The organism is Methylobacterium sp. TK26 (assembly GCF_055361565.1).
The window spans coordinates 2400811-2417042 of record NZ_CM143965.1 but is presented as its reverse complement, the minus strand read 5'-3'; the positions used below and the strand labels follow the sequence as shown (position 1 = coordinate 2417042).

13 protein-coding genes are annotated in these 16232 nt (G+C 68.9%); 1 reads left to right on the top strand and 12 read right to left on the bottom strand.

Translation table 11 applies throughout. The features are described 5' to 3' along the window. Positions 1 to 16: 16 nt before the first annotated feature. From ACXJ1Y_RS11590 to ACXJ1Y_RS11560, 7 genes are all read right to left on the bottom strand, one after another. Positions 17 to 1150 carry an endo-1,4-beta-xylanase gene (locus ACXJ1Y_RS11590; RefSeq protein WP_463846430.1) on the bottom strand — a complete coding sequence of 378 codons (1134 nt, stop codon included), beginning with the start codon at positions 1148 to 1150 and terminating at the stop codon, positions 17 to 19. Positions 1151 to 1171: 21 nt separating this feature from the next. Continuing rightward, on the bottom strand, positions 1172 to 2344 hold the full coding sequence (locus tag ACXJ1Y_RS11585; protein ID WP_463846429.1) for a glycosyltransferase: 1173 nt from the start codon (positions 2342 to 2344) through the stop codon (positions 1172 to 1174). Then, positions 2341 to 3711 carry a lipopolysaccharide biosynthesis protein gene (locus ACXJ1Y_RS11580; protein ID WP_463846428.1) on the bottom strand — a complete coding sequence of 457 codons (1371 nt, stop codon included), beginning with the start codon at positions 3709 to 3711 and terminating at the stop codon, positions 2341 to 2343. Before ACXJ1Y_RS11580 ends, ACXJ1Y_RS11585 begins: the two co-directional genes overlap by 4 nt. After that, positions 3708 to 4838, bottom strand: a complete 1131-nt coding sequence (locus tag ACXJ1Y_RS11575) for a DUF1972 domain-containing protein (RefSeq protein WP_463850095.1) — start codon at positions 4836 to 4838, stop codon at positions 3708 to 3710. The genes ACXJ1Y_RS11580 and ACXJ1Y_RS11575 overlap by 4 nt, the downstream gene beginning before the upstream one ends. Positions 4839 to 5249: 411 nt before the next feature. Continuing rightward, a complete protein-coding gene (locus tag ACXJ1Y_RS11570; protein ID WP_463846427.1) occupies positions 5250 to 6482 on the bottom strand; it encodes an O-antigen ligase family protein in 1233 nt (410 codons plus the stop codon). Between the two features lie 59 nt (positions 6483 to 6541). Continuing rightward, positions 6542 to 7564 carry a glycosyltransferase family 2 protein gene (locus ACXJ1Y_RS11565; RefSeq protein WP_463846426.1) on the bottom strand — a complete coding sequence of 341 codons (1023 nt, stop codon included), beginning with the start codon at positions 7562 to 7564 and terminating at the stop codon, positions 6542 to 6544. Next, a complete protein-coding gene (locus ACXJ1Y_RS11560; protein WP_463846425.1) occupies positions 7561 to 8331 on the bottom strand; it encodes a polysaccharide deacetylase family protein in 771 nt (256 codons plus the stop codon). Before ACXJ1Y_RS11560 ends, ACXJ1Y_RS11565 begins: the two co-directional genes overlap by 4 nt. Before the next feature lie 205 nt (positions 8332 to 8536). On the opposite strand from ACXJ1Y_RS11560, the gene ACXJ1Y_RS11555 reads away from it, so the two are divergent. Beyond that, positions 8537 to 9157, top strand: a complete 621-nt coding sequence (locus tag ACXJ1Y_RS11555) for a PAS domain-containing protein (protein ID WP_463846424.1) — start codon at positions 8537 to 8539, stop codon at positions 9155 to 9157. Positions 9158 to 9163: 6 nt separating this feature from the next. Here the strand turns inward: ACXJ1Y_RS11555 and garD are convergent, their stop codons facing one another. From garD to kdgD, 5 genes are all read right to left on the bottom strand, one after another. Beyond that, positions 9164 to 10738: a galactarate dehydratase gene (garD, locus tag ACXJ1Y_RS11550; RefSeq protein WP_463846423.1), complete on the bottom strand. Its 1575-nt coding sequence runs from the start codon at positions 10736 to 10738 to the stop codon at positions 9164 to 9166. Between the two features lie 19 nt (positions 10739 to 10757). Further along, a complete protein-coding gene (locus ACXJ1Y_RS11545; protein ID WP_463846422.1) occupies positions 10758 to 12329 on the bottom strand; it encodes an aldehyde dehydrogenase (NADP(+)) in 1572 nt (523 codons plus the stop codon). A 33-nt stretch (positions 12330 to 12362) separates the two neighbouring features. Then, on the bottom strand, positions 12363 to 13715 hold the full coding sequence (gudD, locus tag ACXJ1Y_RS11540; protein ID WP_463846421.1) for a glucarate dehydratase: 1353 nt from the start codon (positions 13713 to 13715) through the stop codon (positions 12363 to 12365). A gap of 78 nt (positions 13716 to 13793) precedes the next feature. Further along, positions 13794 to 15143, bottom strand: coding sequence for an MFS transporter (locus ACXJ1Y_RS11535; protein ID WP_463846420.1), 1350 nt, complete (start codon positions 15141 to 15143; stop codon positions 13794 to 13796). Between the two features lie 103 nt (positions 15144 to 15246). Beyond that, positions 15247 to 16161: a 5-dehydro-4-deoxyglucarate dehydratase gene (kdgD, locus tag ACXJ1Y_RS11530; RefSeq protein ID WP_463846419.1), complete on the bottom strand. Its 915-nt coding sequence runs from the start codon at positions 16159 to 16161 to the stop codon at positions 15247 to 15249. Between the last annotated feature and the right edge of the window lie 71 nt (positions 16162 to 16232).

The window sequence follows — 16232 nt, the reverse complement described above, 5'->3', positions numbered from 1 at the left end:
GGTCGAATTACTGAATTCACGGCAGCCGCTTCGTATTCCCGGTCGGGGGTTCGCTCGCCACGACGCGGCGCCGGAAGTGCTGCACGACGTGGTGCAGGGGTTTGGGCTTCAGGTCGTCGTCGAGGGGGAGCGAGCGTGTGGGCAGGCCATCGGGGCGCGGCTTGTGCCAGCGGGTCCAGCTGTCGCGGTCGCGCAGGCCCCAGGTCAGCACCGCGTCGGCGCCGCCGGCCGCCGAGATGGCGTCGAGGAGTTCAAAGGCTTGCTGGGCCACGAGGTCGTCGCGCTGGCGCAGATCGGCCGGGAAGGTCTGATCGATGACGTCGAGTTCGGTCACGAGCACCACGAGGCCGAGGGCCCGGACCTCCCTGACGAAGCGGCCGACCGCCTCCCGGTCCACGACGCGATCCGAATAGAGGTGTCCCTGCATCCCGATCCCGTGCAGGGGCACGCCCTTCGTCACCATGGCCTGGGCGGTACGGAGCATCACCTCGCGCCGCGAATCGTAATGCTCGCCCGCGAATTCGAGGAAGTAGTCGCTGAGGACGAGTTGCGCGGCAGGGTCCGCCTGCGCGGCGGTTCGCAGCGCCATCTCGATGTAGTTGTCGCCGATCAGACGGCGCCAGATCGTGTCCCGCAATCCGGTCCCCCGCTCGGGGCTGTCATCCGTGAACTCGTTGACCACGTCCCAGGAGGCGATCTTGTCGCGATAATGGCCCACGACCGTCGTGATGTGTTTGCGCATCTCCGCTTCGGCCTCGGCACGGGTGCGCAGCGTATCGAGCCAGGGCGGCACTTGGCCGTGGAAGACGAGGGCGTGTCCCCGAACGGAAAGACCGGCGGCCTGCGCGAAGCGGACGATGGCGTCGCCCTCGGTGAAATCGAAGCGGCCCCGGCTCGGGCGGAGCCGGTCCCATTTCAGGGCATCTTCGGTGACGACCATGTCGCAGTCGCGGATGATCGCCTGCCGGTAGGCATCGTCCTGACTCAGAAGCTCGGCCTGGACGGCGCACCCCACGGGGGTGCCGAGGGGCATGGAAGGGGGCTTCGGCCGCGACGCGGCCGCCGCGACGGCCGGTTCCAGCGCGAGGGTGGCCCCGAGGGCCGCCCCCCGCAGCGCCGTCCGACGATCGATCCGCGCTCGAAAAGCCATGACGGTCCTCCTTCCGCCGCGTCAGGAAAGCCTTGCCAGGGCGTCGTGCAGGGTCCGCCGGGCCGCTTCGCGGCGGGCCTCGTTCCAGGCGTGACCCGCGGCGGCGGCGCGGGGCTTCGGGCGGCGGACGGCATCGGCCAGCGCGTCGGCGAAGGCCTGCGGCCCGTCCGCGACGATGATCGTTTCCGGTAGCCCGTCGAGCCCGCGCACGCCGAGCGGCGTGGAGACGGCGGGCGTGCCCGTCGCGGCGAGTTCGAGGGTCTTGATCTGAACGCCGGTCCCCGCAGTGGTCGGCACGGCGGAAACGCGCAGGCTCGCCAGGAAGGCGCGGGCGGACGGCACCAGCCCGAGGCGTTGGACGCGGCCGGCGGGCAACGTTTCCGAGCCCGATCCGGCGACGGCGATGCTGAGATCGGGCGGCAGGCGCGGCACGACCTCATCGAGGAACCACGCCATCCCCTGGCGCACGGGGGGCCAGCTCCATGTGCCGATCAGGCCGATATCGTAGTCCGGCGCGAGGGCGGGGGCCGGCTCCGGCGGGGTGGGAAAGAACAGCGGCAGCACTGCCGGCGCGGCGATGCCGAACCGCCTGCGCGCCTCCTTGGCATCGGCCTCCGACAGGAAGAGCGAGAACCGCGCCTCCGCCCCGGCGCGGCGCTCCAGGCGGGCATTCAGCCGGGCCTCGCGGGCGTAGATGGCCCGCCACCATGGACGCGCCGAGTTCTCCGCGACCATCGCGTAGGAAATGGCCTGCACGTCGTGGAAGATGACGCCGAGGGGCAGGCGCCGCGCCAGTCCCGTGACGAACGGATAGAGGTTCACGTGATCCACGATCAGCAGATCGGGGTTCGTGCGGGCGATCTCCGCTTCGAGACGATCCGGCGGGAGGTAATTGTACTTTTCCGACGAGATCGGCAGGCCGGAGCGGAGGGAGCGCCACGCCCAGGCCGCCTGTTCGCGGCGCGGCGCGGTCGCGGATTCGACCGGGATCGTCGCGAGGAGCACCGTCTCCACGGGCGAGGCGACATGGAACGGGGCGCGGCCATAGGCGAAGAGCGTCACCTCGTGTCCAAGGTCCTCCAGCACCGACAGGATCGCCCGCGTGGCGATCTCGCTGCCCGTGCGCAGGGTGTTCGGCACGAGGGTCGTGAGGAAGGCGATCCGCATGGGCGTCGTGGGCAGCGGGATGGTCACGGGGCCTCGCGCGGGATCGCGGGCGGGTCGCGCAGCGCCCGGTAGGTCATCACCGTCGAGACCAGATAGGACGCCAGGAAGACGAAGTTCACCGGCGTGATCCACTCGCCGTCTCCGGCGAAATGCCAGAACACGGCGATCATCAGGGCCGATTTCACCACCGTCACCGCCAGGGCGACGTAGAACGTCGTCGTCATGCGGCCGTTCGCGTAGAGCAGCTCGACTTGGTACTCGATCAGATTGCGCAGCGCCGGCACCAGCCAGAGCAGGCCGAGCAGGCCCACGGCCTTCGCGACCTCGTGGCCCAGCAGGTTCGGCGCGAACCAGAGGGCGACGACGATGCCGCCATAGGCGAGGGTCGAGACGGCGGCGATCATCAGTTCCACGACGACCTTGGACCGCCTTCCCGCCATGCTGCTGCGGTTCACCAGCACCCGCTGGATCATCAGGACGTTGAACGCCCGGATGGGCACGGCCGTGAGGTCGATGACGCGGATGCAGATGGCGTACATGCCCGCCGCGACCCCGCCGCCGAAGGTCAGCACCAGCACCTTGTCGATTTCGGCCTGCAGCGTGTAGGCGAGCCCCGATCCGCTGAGCGCGAGGGCGTTGCGGGCGCGTAGCAGCGTCGCGCTCCGGCGCCAGCGCAACCGCCTGCGCGGCAGGAGGAAGACGAGGATCAGCCCTAGAGCCAGGGTATTGCTGACGAGGTAGAGCACCGCCCATTCCATGAGCGTCGAGCCCGGCAGGAACAGGAAGAGGATCGCCATCGCCGCCTTGCAGACCGCGCCGATGTTGAACGCCAGGGAGGCGTGATCGAAGCGGCCGAGACCGCTGCTGACCGTCGAGGCGGTGTCGATCATCCGCCAGGGCAGCACCTCCGAGGCGACGATCAGGAAGTAGGGCAGGAGGCGATCCGGCTGATCGAAGAACAGCTGGTAGCTCAGCCAGGCCAGGAGCCCGCAGGGCAGGATGCTGGCCGACAGCCAGAGCAGGTAATTGGCATAGTAATGCCCGAGCAGCCGGGGGCGGATCGCGCCGACCTGGAAGAGGTTGGACCCGTACCCGAACGCCGCGAGGCGAGCCAGCACGGTGCCGACGGCCACCGCGCCGGCGAAGAACCCGAAATCGACGATGCTCAGCCCGTGCGTCAGGCACAGGAAATACAGGAGCGAGAGGCAGAGCCGCCCCATCGAGCCGCTGAACAGGTGCGCGTAGTCGCGCAGGGTCGTCGCGCTGATCGACGGAAGCCCCAGACGCTGCCCGGCCCTGCGCAGGCGCGCGAAATCCAGCGCGGGCATGGCGTATCGCTCGGCCAGCAGGCCGAGGCGCCACGGTCTGGAACGGCGGTCAGCCGGCACATTCATGCCTCGGGCGCCGCGTTCCCGGCGTGAGACCGCTTGCCGTCGTTCCGATGGGCCGTCTCCCACGCGGCGAGGCATTCGGCCTCGTAGGCGCGCAGGATGTCGTCCCACACGAAATGCTCGGAAGCCTGCGTGAGGGCGGCCGCGCGGGCCCGCGCCACGAGGACGTCGTCGCGCAGGATCATCTCGATCCCCCGCTCGCAGCTGTCGACATCCGTGAAATACAACTGCGACGCGCCGGCCGTGCCGCGATTGAAGGCGTTGTCGTGCGCGAGCACCGCGTTGCCGGCCCACAGCGCTTCGACCAGGGACGGGTTGGTCCCGCCGACCGTGTGGCCGTGGAGATAGGCGCGGGCATGTCCGCGCAGGGCGGCCACGGTCTCCGGGTCGTAGATCGCCCCGGTGAAGATCACCTCGTCGCTCGCGGCCGCGCGGATCGCCGCGTGGTACGCATTGCTCCCATCGAGCCCGCCGACGACCACCAGTCGGCAGTCGCGACGCTTACGCGAGAAGGCTTGCACGATGGCGAGGATGTTGTTGTCCGGCTCGATCCGGGCAATCGAGACCAGATAGCCATCCTTGGTCAGCCCCAGCCGCGCGAGCGGCGCGGGATCACGGTGCGCGATCGGATCGCCGCCATAGGGGATCGTGACGATGGACCGGCGGGGACGCCGCGTCGCCAGATGGTCGGCGATCTTGGGGTGGTCGGCGATCAGCCGTTGCGACGACCACGCGGCGATCCATTCGTTGATCCAGAACCATGCGCGGATCGCGCGCGACCATTTGGGGCGGCGCCACTCGATCCCGTCCATGTTGGTCAGGACCTTGCGCCCCCATAACCGCAGATACGGAAGCAGGACGGCGCTGTTGTAGCCGAGCACGAGACACACGGCGTCGCGCCGCGCGGCGTCGAGGACGGTGTAGGCGTCGAAGAGAAGTGTCGCGGACGGCCCGTGCCCGGCGACCTCGATCTGGATCAGCTCCACGCCTTTCCAGTGCTCCGTGCGGAAGCGCTGCCGCACCGCGTCCACGTCGTTCTGGCAATAGACGCCCACCCGCCATCCGCGGGCGACGAGGTAGAGGGCCAAACGCTCCGCGAAGGTCTCGAACCCGCCGTAAGCCGCCGGGATGCCCCGCGACCCGAGGATCAGGATCGCAGGCGTTGTCGCCCCGAATTCACCCGTGCGAGTGCCCCGATTCCACTGATCCTGGGCGCTGTCATCCGGCACTGTCGTTCCTCGACCTGTCATGCGTCGCCGATGTCAATTTCGCGGGATGAGGCGGGGCGGTTCCGATCGGGAGAGACCTTCGACAATTCGCTTTCGCACGAAGTCGACGCAGGCCAAAAGATTGCGCTCCAAGAAACGCAATAAACGGCATTGCGTCAATCCTGGGTCGATAAATTATCGATAGCATCCCCAGGGATGTCGAGAAGTCTCGGTAATAATAATCGAAGACGTTATCACGGCCGGCATATTAACCAATCGACCCATTTAGGCTGCTAAAACCGGTTCAATGGGCGCCCGATGTCTCCCGCTCGGTCATGCCTTGACGCGATGACCGGCCAGGAACCGCAGGCCGAAGATCGCGATCAGGAAGGCGACCCAGAACGCCTCGTCCCGCTGGAAGAACAGCGTCTCCATCGAGCCCAGGAAGACGGCGAACAGCCAGATCTGGAAGAACAGCAGCGCCAGATCGCGGTTCTCCGGGATGGCCCGGGAGCGGGCGAAATCGAGGATCGGCAGGACGACCAACGCCCAGCACGCGAGGAGGAGGCCGGGGATGCCGGTGGTGAGGGCGAGGTCGAGGTAGGAATCGTGGGAATGGGAGGCGGTGGCCGCCCAGGGGTTGCTCGCGTCATCGACCGAGTAGCGGGCGTAGTCCGTGTTCCAGAACCCGAGGAAGCCGTAGCCGAACAGGGGTCGCTCCCGGAATTGGTCGATCGCGAAGCTCCAGATGCCGGTGCGGTTCGTGAAGGTGGGATCGCTCATGATCCGGTCGTTGATCGTGGCGATCCCCGGGAGGACGGCCGATCCGACGGTGAAGGTCAGGTACAGCCCCAGCGGCACCAGACAGAAGGCGAGGAGCATCCGCAGGGACGGAATGCGCAGCCCGAGATACGACCAGACCAGTACGAAGGGGACGAGGGCCTGCGGCTGCTTGGCGCCGGTGAAGGCCAGGAAGACGGTCGCGAGGACGACGAGGCTCGGCCCCAGGACGAGGCGCCTTTGCGTAACCAGGTAGATCCCGATCAACAGGAACACGACCATCATCGGGCCGGTGCGGGACTTGTGATCGTAGAGGCCGCGCCATGACCCGGCGAGGTTCACCTCCATGGCGGCATCGCTCTGGTGCACGGCCAGATGCGGCACCAGCAGGACGGCGAGGAAGCAGAGGATCACGACCATCAGGGCAACGCCGCCGAGCCAACTCTCGAATTGGCGGCGGTCGCGGGGCAGGAGCAGCAGCGTGCCGACGATGGCCATGACGATGACGGTCAGGATCAGCCGGCGCACCGCGATGCCGGGATTGATGGCGAAGGCGCAATCCACCAGGAACCACGCCAGGACCGCCCCGTAGGCCGGATGGGCCAGCGGCAGGATCCGGCGCCAGCCCATCTCCACGAGTTGCCACACGCTGAGGCCGAACAGCGTCAGGTACAGGATCTGGTTCAGCAAGTCCGACGACTCGCTCGTCTTCAGGACCGCCCCGCTCGACAGATCCTTCAGCGGATCGAGGGTGATCCAGAACACCGACAGGGTGACGATGAACAAACCCGACCGCCTCGCGAGGTCGAGATCGACGCTCGAGGTCCTCGTAGCGACATCGCCCTTCACGACGGGCGCGCTCCGCGATGGCGATATTGCTCGGGCCGCAATCCCGCCTGCGCCGTCACCCGCCCGATGGCTTCCAGCATCGGATGGACGGCGATGAGCGGATCCCGGGAGGTCGCAAGACGCGACAGTGCGCGGATCAGTCCGACGCCGAGGAGCGCCCCGCTCTTGAGCCAGATGCGCAGCCGCTCCCTCGGGCTCCGCGCGTTCTTGTGCTCGATCATGTAGTTGATCGCGCCGTAGCGCAGGCTGCGCGCGATCACCCAGCGCAGGGTCGTCCGGCTCGCCGGGACGGTCTCGACCGCCCGCGCCGCCGGTTCGAAATAGGCCGTGAAGCCGGCATCGCGGGCGCGCTTGAAGAAGTCGAGATCGCCGCCGCCGACGAAGTCGAAGACCGGATCGAGATAGGGCTGCCCCAGCCGGTCCAGCACGGCCGCGCGCATCACGAAATTGCCGCTGCCGTAGAGGAACCGCACCGGGCCGGCGGCGGTGTAATACGGCTTGAACACCGGGTGATTGGCGAACCGGCCGGCATCCTGCCTCTCGAATTGCGGCACGACGGGTCCGCCGACGAGATCGGCGCCGGAGCGCTCCTGCGCCTCCACGATGCGGCGCAGCCAGTCGGGCTCGGCGATCTCGTCATCGTCGATCATCGCGACGAGGGCCGTGCCGGGATAGAGGTCCCGCGCCGCCGTGAAGGCGCCGTTGCATGCCGAACAATGGCCCGGCTCCGAGACCACGACGGCGACCCCGTCGACCTCGCCCGCGCGGATCATCGCCTCGGCCTTCTCGGCGCCCGCGCGGCCGTTGGGGTCGTTGTCGGCGACGACGCAGGCGAAGGGGCGTTCGAAATCCTGTCCCTTGAGCGAGCGCAGGGTGACGGCGAGGTGGTCGGGCCGCCGCAGGGTCAGGACACAGATGACGACCACCGGCTCACCGGATGGCCGGGCATCCCTGCCGTCATAGGCGACCGTATAGGTCTCCGCTTCGGCCCGCTGTGATGGCATGGTGAGATCACTCATCTGGGCGCACGCCGCATGTCGGGGGCGGATGCAGCCGTACCGAGAAGGCCGGCGACGGTTTCGACCCGGCAGCCGCGCGCGAGCGCCCCGTCCACCGCGTAGGCCAAACGCTCCGGCGTCACCCCGAAGCGGGTGGGCCGGTCCGCCACGTCATGGGCGTAGAAGACCAGCCAGGCCCCCCGCGCAACGGCGTCGTCCAGCACCGCATCGATGCCCGCCTCTCCGATGCTGGCATTCTCCAGGGCTACGGCTTCGAGCCGGCCCCTGTCGGCCCGCCGGCTCATCGGGCCGCCATGGATGCCCCGGCAGGCGAGGAAGCGGCGTTGCAGCGCCATCTTATGCGGCAACCCGATCGCCCCATACGGGTAGGCGAAGGTCGCGAGCGGCTGCCCGATCACAGGCCCCAGGATGCGGGCGTTCTCTTCGACATCGCGAAGGTAGCGTTTGGCTCCGGTCGTCGCGCCGTTCGGATGCGTGGCCGTGTGGCAGCCGATCTCGTGGCCCCGCCGGGCGAGGCCCGCCACCGTCGCGAGGCTGGCCAGGGGATAGAGGTCCCACTCGGTGCCGGCGAGACCGCCGCAGACATAGAACGTCCCGCGCACGCCCCGGTCCTCCAGGATGCGCGCGCCCTCCAGCGCCGCCGAATCGGCGATGTCGTCGAAGGTGAAGCTCACGGTCGCGCGGCCGAGGGCGAGCGGGACCCGGCATGTCACCACGCGCCGTGCGAGGTGGCGCTTCACCTTTTCATTCAAGGTCTCGCGGGTCACGGGCGGGGATCTCGACAATCTCCGCGCATCGTGGGGCAAGAATGTTTCAGAACTCGAAAGCCCCGATCCGCCGGAGCGAGACACGCAACCGCCGGTTGAGACCCGAAGCTGCGCCCTTTCGTTCCGGGCGTGATCACACCGGGAACTCGCGCTTCCCTCCATCCTTATAACACTTGCTAGTATCGAGCCGCCGAGGCGAACGAGCATGTCGGAGCCCGCGTTACAACCTGTGCTCTCTTTTGTCCCCGATGCTTTGAGTGCATCGCAAGTCGGTGTGTGGGAAACGGATTTCGAAAACGACCGGACACGGGGTGATGCCACCCTCGCTGCTCTGTTCGGCGTCGATCCTCTTCAAGCCGCGCAGGGTCTGCCGCTGGCGCATTACGTGCGAAACGTCGTGGCAGAAGATCGCGCCACACTCTACGACAAGTTGAATAGTGTTCGCGCGGCGGGCGGCCTGTTCGTCATCGAATACCGCACGCGGCCGTCACCGAACACCGTTCGGTGGGTTTTGGCGCGGGGTCGTTACGAGCGGATCGAAGGCAACGAGGCGATGACGGGACGAGGGATCGTCATCGACATCACCGAGAGCAAGCTCGACGGGCAGATGGAAGACCGGGCGCTCTTCTTCGCGCCGAACGAGGATGTCCCCTCCCTCGATCATGTCGCCGCGCTGGCGCTGCGGGCACGGGAGGAGATCGACGAACTCGGTGAGCGGGAGGGCTCGCCCCTGCGTAGGGCCGTCGATGCCTTCCTGATGGTCATCGGACGGGCCATCGCGCAGGGTCAGACCGCGATGAGGAAGATGGGCCGCCACGTCAACTGACGCCCGTCAGGTGACGGGGGCGGGGTTGAACAGCGCGAGGTCGTTGTAGAGGCCCCAGCGGTCGGACCACGGGCGCTTGCGCCCGCTGGCGACGTCGAGGATCAGTTCGAACAGGTCATGGCCCGCCTCTTCAAGGCTGCGCTCCCCCGTCGCCACGCGGCCGGCGTCGAAATCGATGAGATCGGACCAGCGCTCGGCCAGTTCGGTGCGGGTAGCGACCTTGATGACCGGCGCCTGCGCGAGGCCGTAGGGCGTGCCCCGTCCGGTGGAGAAGACCTGCAGGGTGATGCCCGAGGCGAGTTGCAGCGTCCCGCACACGAAGTCGCTGGCCGGCGTCGCCGCGAAGATCAGGCCCTTCTCCCTCACGCGCTCGCCGGGGGCCAGCACGCCGCTGATCGGGCTCGCGCCGGATTTGGCGACGGACCCAAGGGCCTTCTCCACGATGTTGTTGAGCCCGCCCTTCTTGTTACCGGGGGAGGGATTCGCGCGGCGGTCGGCGCCGCCCTTGGCGAGGTAGTCGTCGTACCACGCCATCTCGCGCACCAAGGCCTGAGCCACCTCCGGCGTGGCGGCACGGGGGGTGAGGAGGTGGATTGCGTCGCGCACCTCCGTCACCTCGGAGAACAGCACCGTCGCGCCGCAGCGCACGAGCAGGTCCGCGCAGACGCCCATGGCGGGGTTGGCGGTCACGCCGGAGAAGGCATCGCTGCCGCCGCATTGCAGGCCGACGACGAGGTCCGAGACCGGGCAGGTCTCGCGCCGCCGCGCGTTCAGCACGGCCAGCCGCTGCTCGGCCATTTGCATGATCGTGTCGATCATCATGCCGAAGCCGGCATGGTGCTCGTCCTGAAGCCGCGTCACGGCGCCGGTCTGCGTCGCGTCCGGCAGCAGCCGCTCGGAGACCAGCTTCTCGCAGCCGAGGCCGACCACCATCACCTCGCCGCCGAAGTTCGGGTTGCGGGCGAGGTTCTGCAGCGTGCGGATCGGGATATGCGCCTCGGGGGCGCTGATCGCCACGCCGCAGCCGTAGGTGTGGGTGAGCCCGACCACGTCATCGACGTTCGGAAAACGCGGAAGAAGCTCTTCCTTGATCTTGCGGATCGCCACATCGAGCGTGCCCGCCACGCATTGCACGCTCGTGGAGATGGCGAGGATGTTCTTGGTGCCGACCGTGCCGTCCGGATTTCGAAAACCCTCGAACGTGTAGCCGTCGAGCGTGGGCAGGGGCGCGGGCGGGCGGATCGTCAGGTCGAGCGTGTCGAGGTCCGGCGCGGCTGGGGTCTCGACGCGGGATTCCTCCACCCAGCTTCCCTCGGGGATCGTCTCGATGGCGAGCCCGACGATCTCGCCGTAGCGGCGCACGGCACCGCCCTTGGCGATGTCGGAGAGCGCCACCTTGTGGCCCTGCGGCACGAACTCCCGGAGGGTGACGCCCTCCGGCAGGGTGGTCCCCGCCGGCAGGCCGAAGGCATTCACGACGATGGCGACATTGTCGTCCGCGTGGACGCGGATCGTGCGCGGGCTATCCCCCGGCAGGCGGGAGGGCCGCTCTGGTGCGGACACGTCGCTCGGCGTCGCCATCGTCGTCTCGTCCCTCTGCTCAGGCGTCTTTGCGGCCGTCGAGCGTGCGCGGCACGTTCAGCGGGTTGGCCTGCCGCAGTTCCGGCGGCAGCAGGGCGTCGGGCAGATCCTGGTAGCAGACCGGCCGCAGGAAGCGGTCGATGGCGAGGCTGCCCACGGAGGTCGTCCGCCCTTCGGAGGTCGCCGGGTACGGCCCGCCATGCACCATGGCGTGGCCCACCTCGACGCCCGTGCCGAAACCGTTGACGAGGATGCGGCCGACCTTCCGTTCCAGCACCGGGAGCAGGGCGCGGGCGGCGTCGTGGTCGCCCGCGTCCATGTGCAGGGCCGCCGTGAGCTGGCCTTCGAGCTTTCCGAGGACCGCGCGGATCTCGCTCAGGTCGCGGCAGCGCACGACAAGGGACGCGGCGCCGAACACTTCCTCGGCGAGGCTGTGGTCCGCGAGGAAGGAGCCGGCATCGGTGGCGAAGAGCGTCGCGCGCCCCTGCGTCTCGCCGCCGGCCTGGCCCTGCGCGATGCGCTTCACCGCCGCGTTCGATTCGAGCGCGGCGACCCCGGCGCAATAGGCCCTGTGGATGCCGGGCGTCAGCATGGTTTGCGCCGCGACCCCTTCCAGCGCCTGCGCGGCGCCGGAAAGGAAGGCATCGAGGCCTTGGCCTTCCACCGCGAGGATGAGGCCGGGATTGGTGCAGAACTGGCCGGAGCCGAGGGTGAGCGCGCCGACGAAGGCCTTGCCGATCTCCGCCCCGCGAGCCTCCAGGGCAGAGGGCAACAGGATCACGGGATTGATCGAGCTCATCTCGGCATAGACCGGGATCGGCACCGGGCGCGAGGCGGCGAGCTTCATGAGCGCCGTGCCGCCCGCGCGCGAGCCGGTGAAGCCCACGGCGGCGATGCGCGGATCGGAGACGAGGCGCTTGCCGACCTCGATGCCGTCGTCGAACAGCAGCGAGAAGACGCCTTCCGGCAGATCGCATTCGGTGACAGCCTTGGCGATAGCGCGCCCGACCAGTTCCGACGTGCCGGGATGGGCCGGGTGAGCCTTGGCGACTACGGGACAGCCGGCGGCCAGCGCCGAGGCGGTGTCGCCCCCGGCCACGGAGAAGGCGAGCGGGAAGTTCGAGGCGCCGAACACGGCGACGGGGCCGACGCCGATGGCGCGCAGGCGCAGGTCCGGCCGGGGCAGGGGCTTCCGGTCAGGCAGGGCCGGGTCGATCCGCGCGGAGAGGTAGCTGCCCTCGCGCAGGACGCCCGCGAACAGCCGCAGCTGGCCGACCGTGCGGCCGCGCTCGCCTTCGAGGCGCGGGCGGGGCAGGCCGCTTTCCGCCATGCAGCGGACGATGAGGTCGTCGCCGATGTCGAGGATCGCCTGGGCGATCGCTTCGAGGAAGGCGGCGCGGCGCTCCGGCGTGATCTCGCGGAACGTGTCGAAGGCGTCGTCGGCAAGGGCGCAGGCGCGCTCGACCTCATCCGCCGAGGCGGCATGGAAGACCGGCTCGATCTGGTGGCCGGTGGCGGCCTCGACCGCGCGGAAGCTCTCGCCTTCGCCCGCCGATTGGCCGCCGATGATGCTGCGTCCGGTGAGGTTCATGATCGTCTCCATCGCGCCTGAAGGGGTCCCGCCTCAGCGGACGAGGCAGGGGCGCTTGTTGTCGAAGGTCCAGCCCGGGATCAGGGCCTGCATCGCGGCGGCGTCGTCGCGGGCGCCGAGGCCGTGCTTCCTGTAGAGTTGGTACGCGGCCTCGACCTCGTCCCAATCGATCTCGATGCCGAGGCCCGGCCGCTCGGGGACCTGAACGAGCCCGTTGCGGATCCGCAGGGGCTCCTGGGTCAACCGCTGCCCGTCCTGCCAGATCCAATGGGTGTCGATGGCGGTCACGCGGCCCGGCGCGGCGGCGGCGGCGTGGGTGAACATGGCGAGCGACACGTCGAAGTGGTTGTTCGAGTGCGAACCCCAGGTCAGGTCGTGGTCGCGGCAGAGCTGCGCCACGCGCACCGCCCCGGCCATGGTCCAGAAATGGGGGTCGGCCAGCGGGATGTCGACCGAACCGAGCTGGATCGCGTGGCGCATCTGGCGCCAATCGGTGGCGATCATGTTGGTGGCGGTGGGCAGGCCGGTGGCCCGGCGGAACTCGGCCATCACCTCGCGACCGGAGAAGCCGCCCTCGGCGCCGCAGGGATCCTCGGCATAGGCGAGGATGTCGCCCTTGCCCTTGCATAGGGCGATGGCCTCGTTCAGCGACCACGCGCCGTTCGGATCGAGGGTCACGCGGGCCTGCGGGAAGCGCCGCTTGATCGCGGTGACGGCCTCCATCTCGGCCTCGCCCGCCAGCACGCCGCCCTTCAGCTTGAAGTCGTTGAAGCCGTAGGCCTCGTGGGCGGCCTCGGCGAGGCGGGCGACGGTCTCGGGGGTGAGAGCTTCCTCGTCGCGCAGGCGGAACCAGCCGTCGCGGACTTCCGGCTCGCGATAGTCGAGATCGGTGCGGCGGCGGTCGCCGACGTAGAAGAGGTAGCCGAGCAGCTCGACCGCGTCGCGCTGCTGGCCCTCACCGAGGAGCGCGGCCACCGGCACGTTCAGGTACTGCCCGAGAAGGTCGAGGAAGGCGGATTCGACCGCCGTGACCGCGTGGATGGTGATGCGCAGGTCGAAGGTCTGAAGGCCGCGTCCGCCGGCATCCCGGTCCGCGAAGTGGCTGCGCATCGTGTTGAGGACGGCGTTCCACGCGCCGAGCGGCTTGCCGACGATGAGGTCGCGCGCCTCTTCCAGCACCCCCCGGATGCCCTCGCCGCCGGGGACCTCGCCGAGGCCGGTCGCGCCGGTCGAGTCGGTGAGCACGACGAGGTTGCGGGTGAAGAACGGGCCGTGCGCGCCCGAGAGGTTCAGGAGCATGCTGTCGCGGCCGGCGACCGGCACCACCTTCATGTCGGTGACGACTGGGGTGTTGCGCGCGGCGTGCTGGGTCTGTTCGAACGGCATGGTCTGCCTCCCTGGATGCGTTCTCGGTGATCGGAGAGGGGGGCCCGCCCCATGGGACGGGCCCGGGGCGTTCGTGCCTTAAGCCTTCAGCTCGACGCGGCGGATCTGGCCGACGACGACGAGGTAGCAAAATACCGCGGCGAGGGCGTTGGCGCCGACGAAGACCAGGGCGCCGTTGAACGAGCCGGTCTGCTGGACGATGTAGCCGATGACGATGGGCGTCGTGATGCCGGCGGTGTTGCCGAAGGTGTTGAACAGGCCACCCGACAGGCCGCCGCTCTCCTTGGGCGAGGTATCGGCCACCACGGCCCAGCCCAGCGCGCCGACGCCCTTGCCGAAGAAGGCCAGCGCCATCAGCCCGACCACGAGGGCGTCGGCCTGGACGTAGTTGCAGCCGATGATCGCCATCGAGATCAGCATGCCGGCGACGATCGGGATCTTGCGGGCGGCGGTGAGGGAATAGCCCCGGCGCAGCAGCACGTCCGAGATGAAGCCGCCGAGGATGCCGCCGATGAAGCCGCAGAGCGCCGGCAGCACCGCCGCGAAGCCGGCCTGCAGGATCGAGAGACCGCGCTCCTTCACGAGGTAGACCGGGAACCACGTCAGGAAGAAGTAGGTGAGCACGGTGATGAAGTACTGGCCGAAATAGATGCCGAGAAGCATCCGGTTCGACAAAAGCTGCTTCAGGGTGCGCCCGGCCTCGCCGGCCCCGCCGGAACGGGCACCGTCCATGACCATGAGCGCGCCGCCCTGGCGGATGTAGTCGCGCTCGGCGCGGCCCACCATCGGGTGATTCTCAGGCCCATGGACGACCTTCAGCCAGAGCAGCGCGAAGGCGACGCCGAGCACGCCCATCACGGTGAAGACGTGGTGCCAAGAGTAGGTGTGGACGATCCACGCCATGAGGGGCGTGAACAGCACGGTCGCGAAATACTGCGCCGAGTTGAAGAAGGCCGAGGCCATGCCGCGTTCCCGAGCCGGGAACCACGCCGCGACGATGCGGGCGTTGGCCGGGAAGGCGGGCGCCTCGCTGAGCCCCACGAGGAGGCGCAGGGCGAAGAGCAGGATGACGGCGGTGAGGCCGGTGAAGAAGCCGACCGCGCCCTGGATCAGGGTGAAGCCCGACCACACGGCGATGGAGGCGGCGTAGACCCACTTCACGCCGAACCGGTCGAGCAGCCAGCCGCCGGGAATCTGCGCCAGCACGTAGGACCATGCGAAGGCCGAGAAGACGTAGCCCATCTGGACGGGCGTGAGGCCGAGTTCCTTGGCCATGTCCGGCCCGGCGATCGAGATCGTCGCCCGGTCGGCGTAATTGATCGCGGTCGCCATGAAGAGCATCAGCGCGATCAGGATGCGGACGCGGCCGCGCTTGACCCCCGAAGGGGCCGCCGCATCCGCCGTGGCGGTGGTGGTCGTGATGTCCATGGGCGTTCTCCCGGTAGGGCGCGCCCGTTTTCGGACGCATCGTTTTCCGCCGTTGGCCGGCGTGTCGTCTGGGGGCGGGGGCGGGCGGGCCGCCCCCGGAGGATCAGCGGCGGTCGCCGATCAGGGCCTTCAACTCGGCCAGTTCGCCGGCATCGAGATCGGTCAGCGGCGAGCGCACGGGCCCCGCGTGGCGGCCCACGGCGGTCATGCCGGCCTTCACGATCGACACGGCGTAGCCGCGCTTGCGGTTGCGGATCGCGATGTAGGGGAGGACGAAGTCCTTCAGTTCGGCATAGACCGCGTCGCGGTCGCGGCGGCGCACCGACTCGTAGAACGAGAGCGCCCATTCCGGCAGGAAGTTGAAGATCGCCGACGAATAGGTGGTCACGCCCATCTCCAGATAGGGGAGGGCGAAGGTCTCGGCGGTGGGCAGGCCGCCGACATAGGTGAGGCGATCACCGAGGCCGGCATAGACGCGGGTCATCAGCTCGACGTCGCCGACGCCGTCCTTGAAGCCGACGAGGTTCGGGTTGCGCTCACACAGGCCGGCGAGGGTGGTCTCGTTCAGCTGCGCGTTGGCGCGGTTGTAGACGATGATGCCGAGCTTGGTCGCCTTGCACACCGCGTCGATATGGGCGGCGAGGCCGGCCTGCTCTGAGCCGACAAGGTAGGGCGGCAGGAGGAGGATGCCGTCGGCGCCGGCAGCCTCGGCGGCCTTGGCCATCTCGACCGCGAGGGCCGTGCCCTGGCCGGCGGGGGCGATGACCGGCGTGCGGCCACGGGTCTCCTCGATGCAGGCGCGCAGCACCCGGTCGATCTCGGCGGGGGTCAGCGAGAAGAACTCGCCCGTGCCGCCGGCCGCGAAGAGGCCGGAAACCTTGTAATCGGCGAGGCGGGAGAGGTTGTCGCGGTAGGCCGCTTCGTCGAAGCTGAAGTCATCGCGAAAATGCGTGACCGGGAACGACAGCAGGCCGGAGCCCAACTGCTTGGCCATCTCCGCCGGGTTCATCCGCGCCATCGTCATCTCCCATGATTCGCGCCGTTCGGGCGTCTGAACCTTGGGTAGGCCCCGCCAATTGTCGCGTCCAA

Excerpts from the sequence above, each read along its gene's own strand:
- ACXJ1Y_RS11555 (WP_463846424.1), top strand. The coding sequence starts at position 8,537 with ATGTCGGAGCCCGCGTTACAACCTGTGCTCTCTTTTGTCCCCGATGCT.
- ACXJ1Y_RS11535 (WP_463846420.1), bottom strand. The coding sequence starts at position 15,143 with ATGGACATCACGACCACCACCGCCACGGCGGATGCGGCGGCCCCTTCG.
- garD (WP_463846423.1), bottom strand. The coding sequence starts at position 10,738 with ATGGCGACGCCGAGCGACGTGTCCGCACCAGAGCGGCCCTCCCGCCTG.
- ACXJ1Y_RS11580 (WP_463846428.1), bottom strand. The coding sequence starts at position 3,711 with ATGAATGTGCCGGCTGACCGCCGTTCCAGACCGTGGCGCCTCGGCCTG.
- gudD (WP_463846421.1), bottom strand. The coding sequence starts at position 13,715 with ATGCCGTTCGAACAGACCCAGCACGCCGCGCGCAACACCCCAGTCGTC.
- ACXJ1Y_RS11590 (WP_463846430.1), bottom strand. The coding sequence starts at position 1,150 with ATGGCTTTTCGAGCGCGGATCGATCGTCGGACGGCGCTGCGGGGGGCG.
- ACXJ1Y_RS11545 (WP_463846422.1), bottom strand. The coding sequence starts at position 12,329 with ATGAACCTCACCGGACGCAGCATCATCGGCGGCCAATCGGCGGGCGAA.
- kdgD (WP_463846419.1), bottom strand. The coding sequence starts at position 16,161 with ATGGCGCGGATGAACCCGGCGGAGATGGCCAAGCAGTTGGGCTCCGGC.
- ACXJ1Y_RS11565 (WP_463846426.1), bottom strand. The coding sequence starts at position 7,564 with ATGAGTGATCTCACCATGCCATCACAGCGGGCCGAAGCGGAGACCTAT.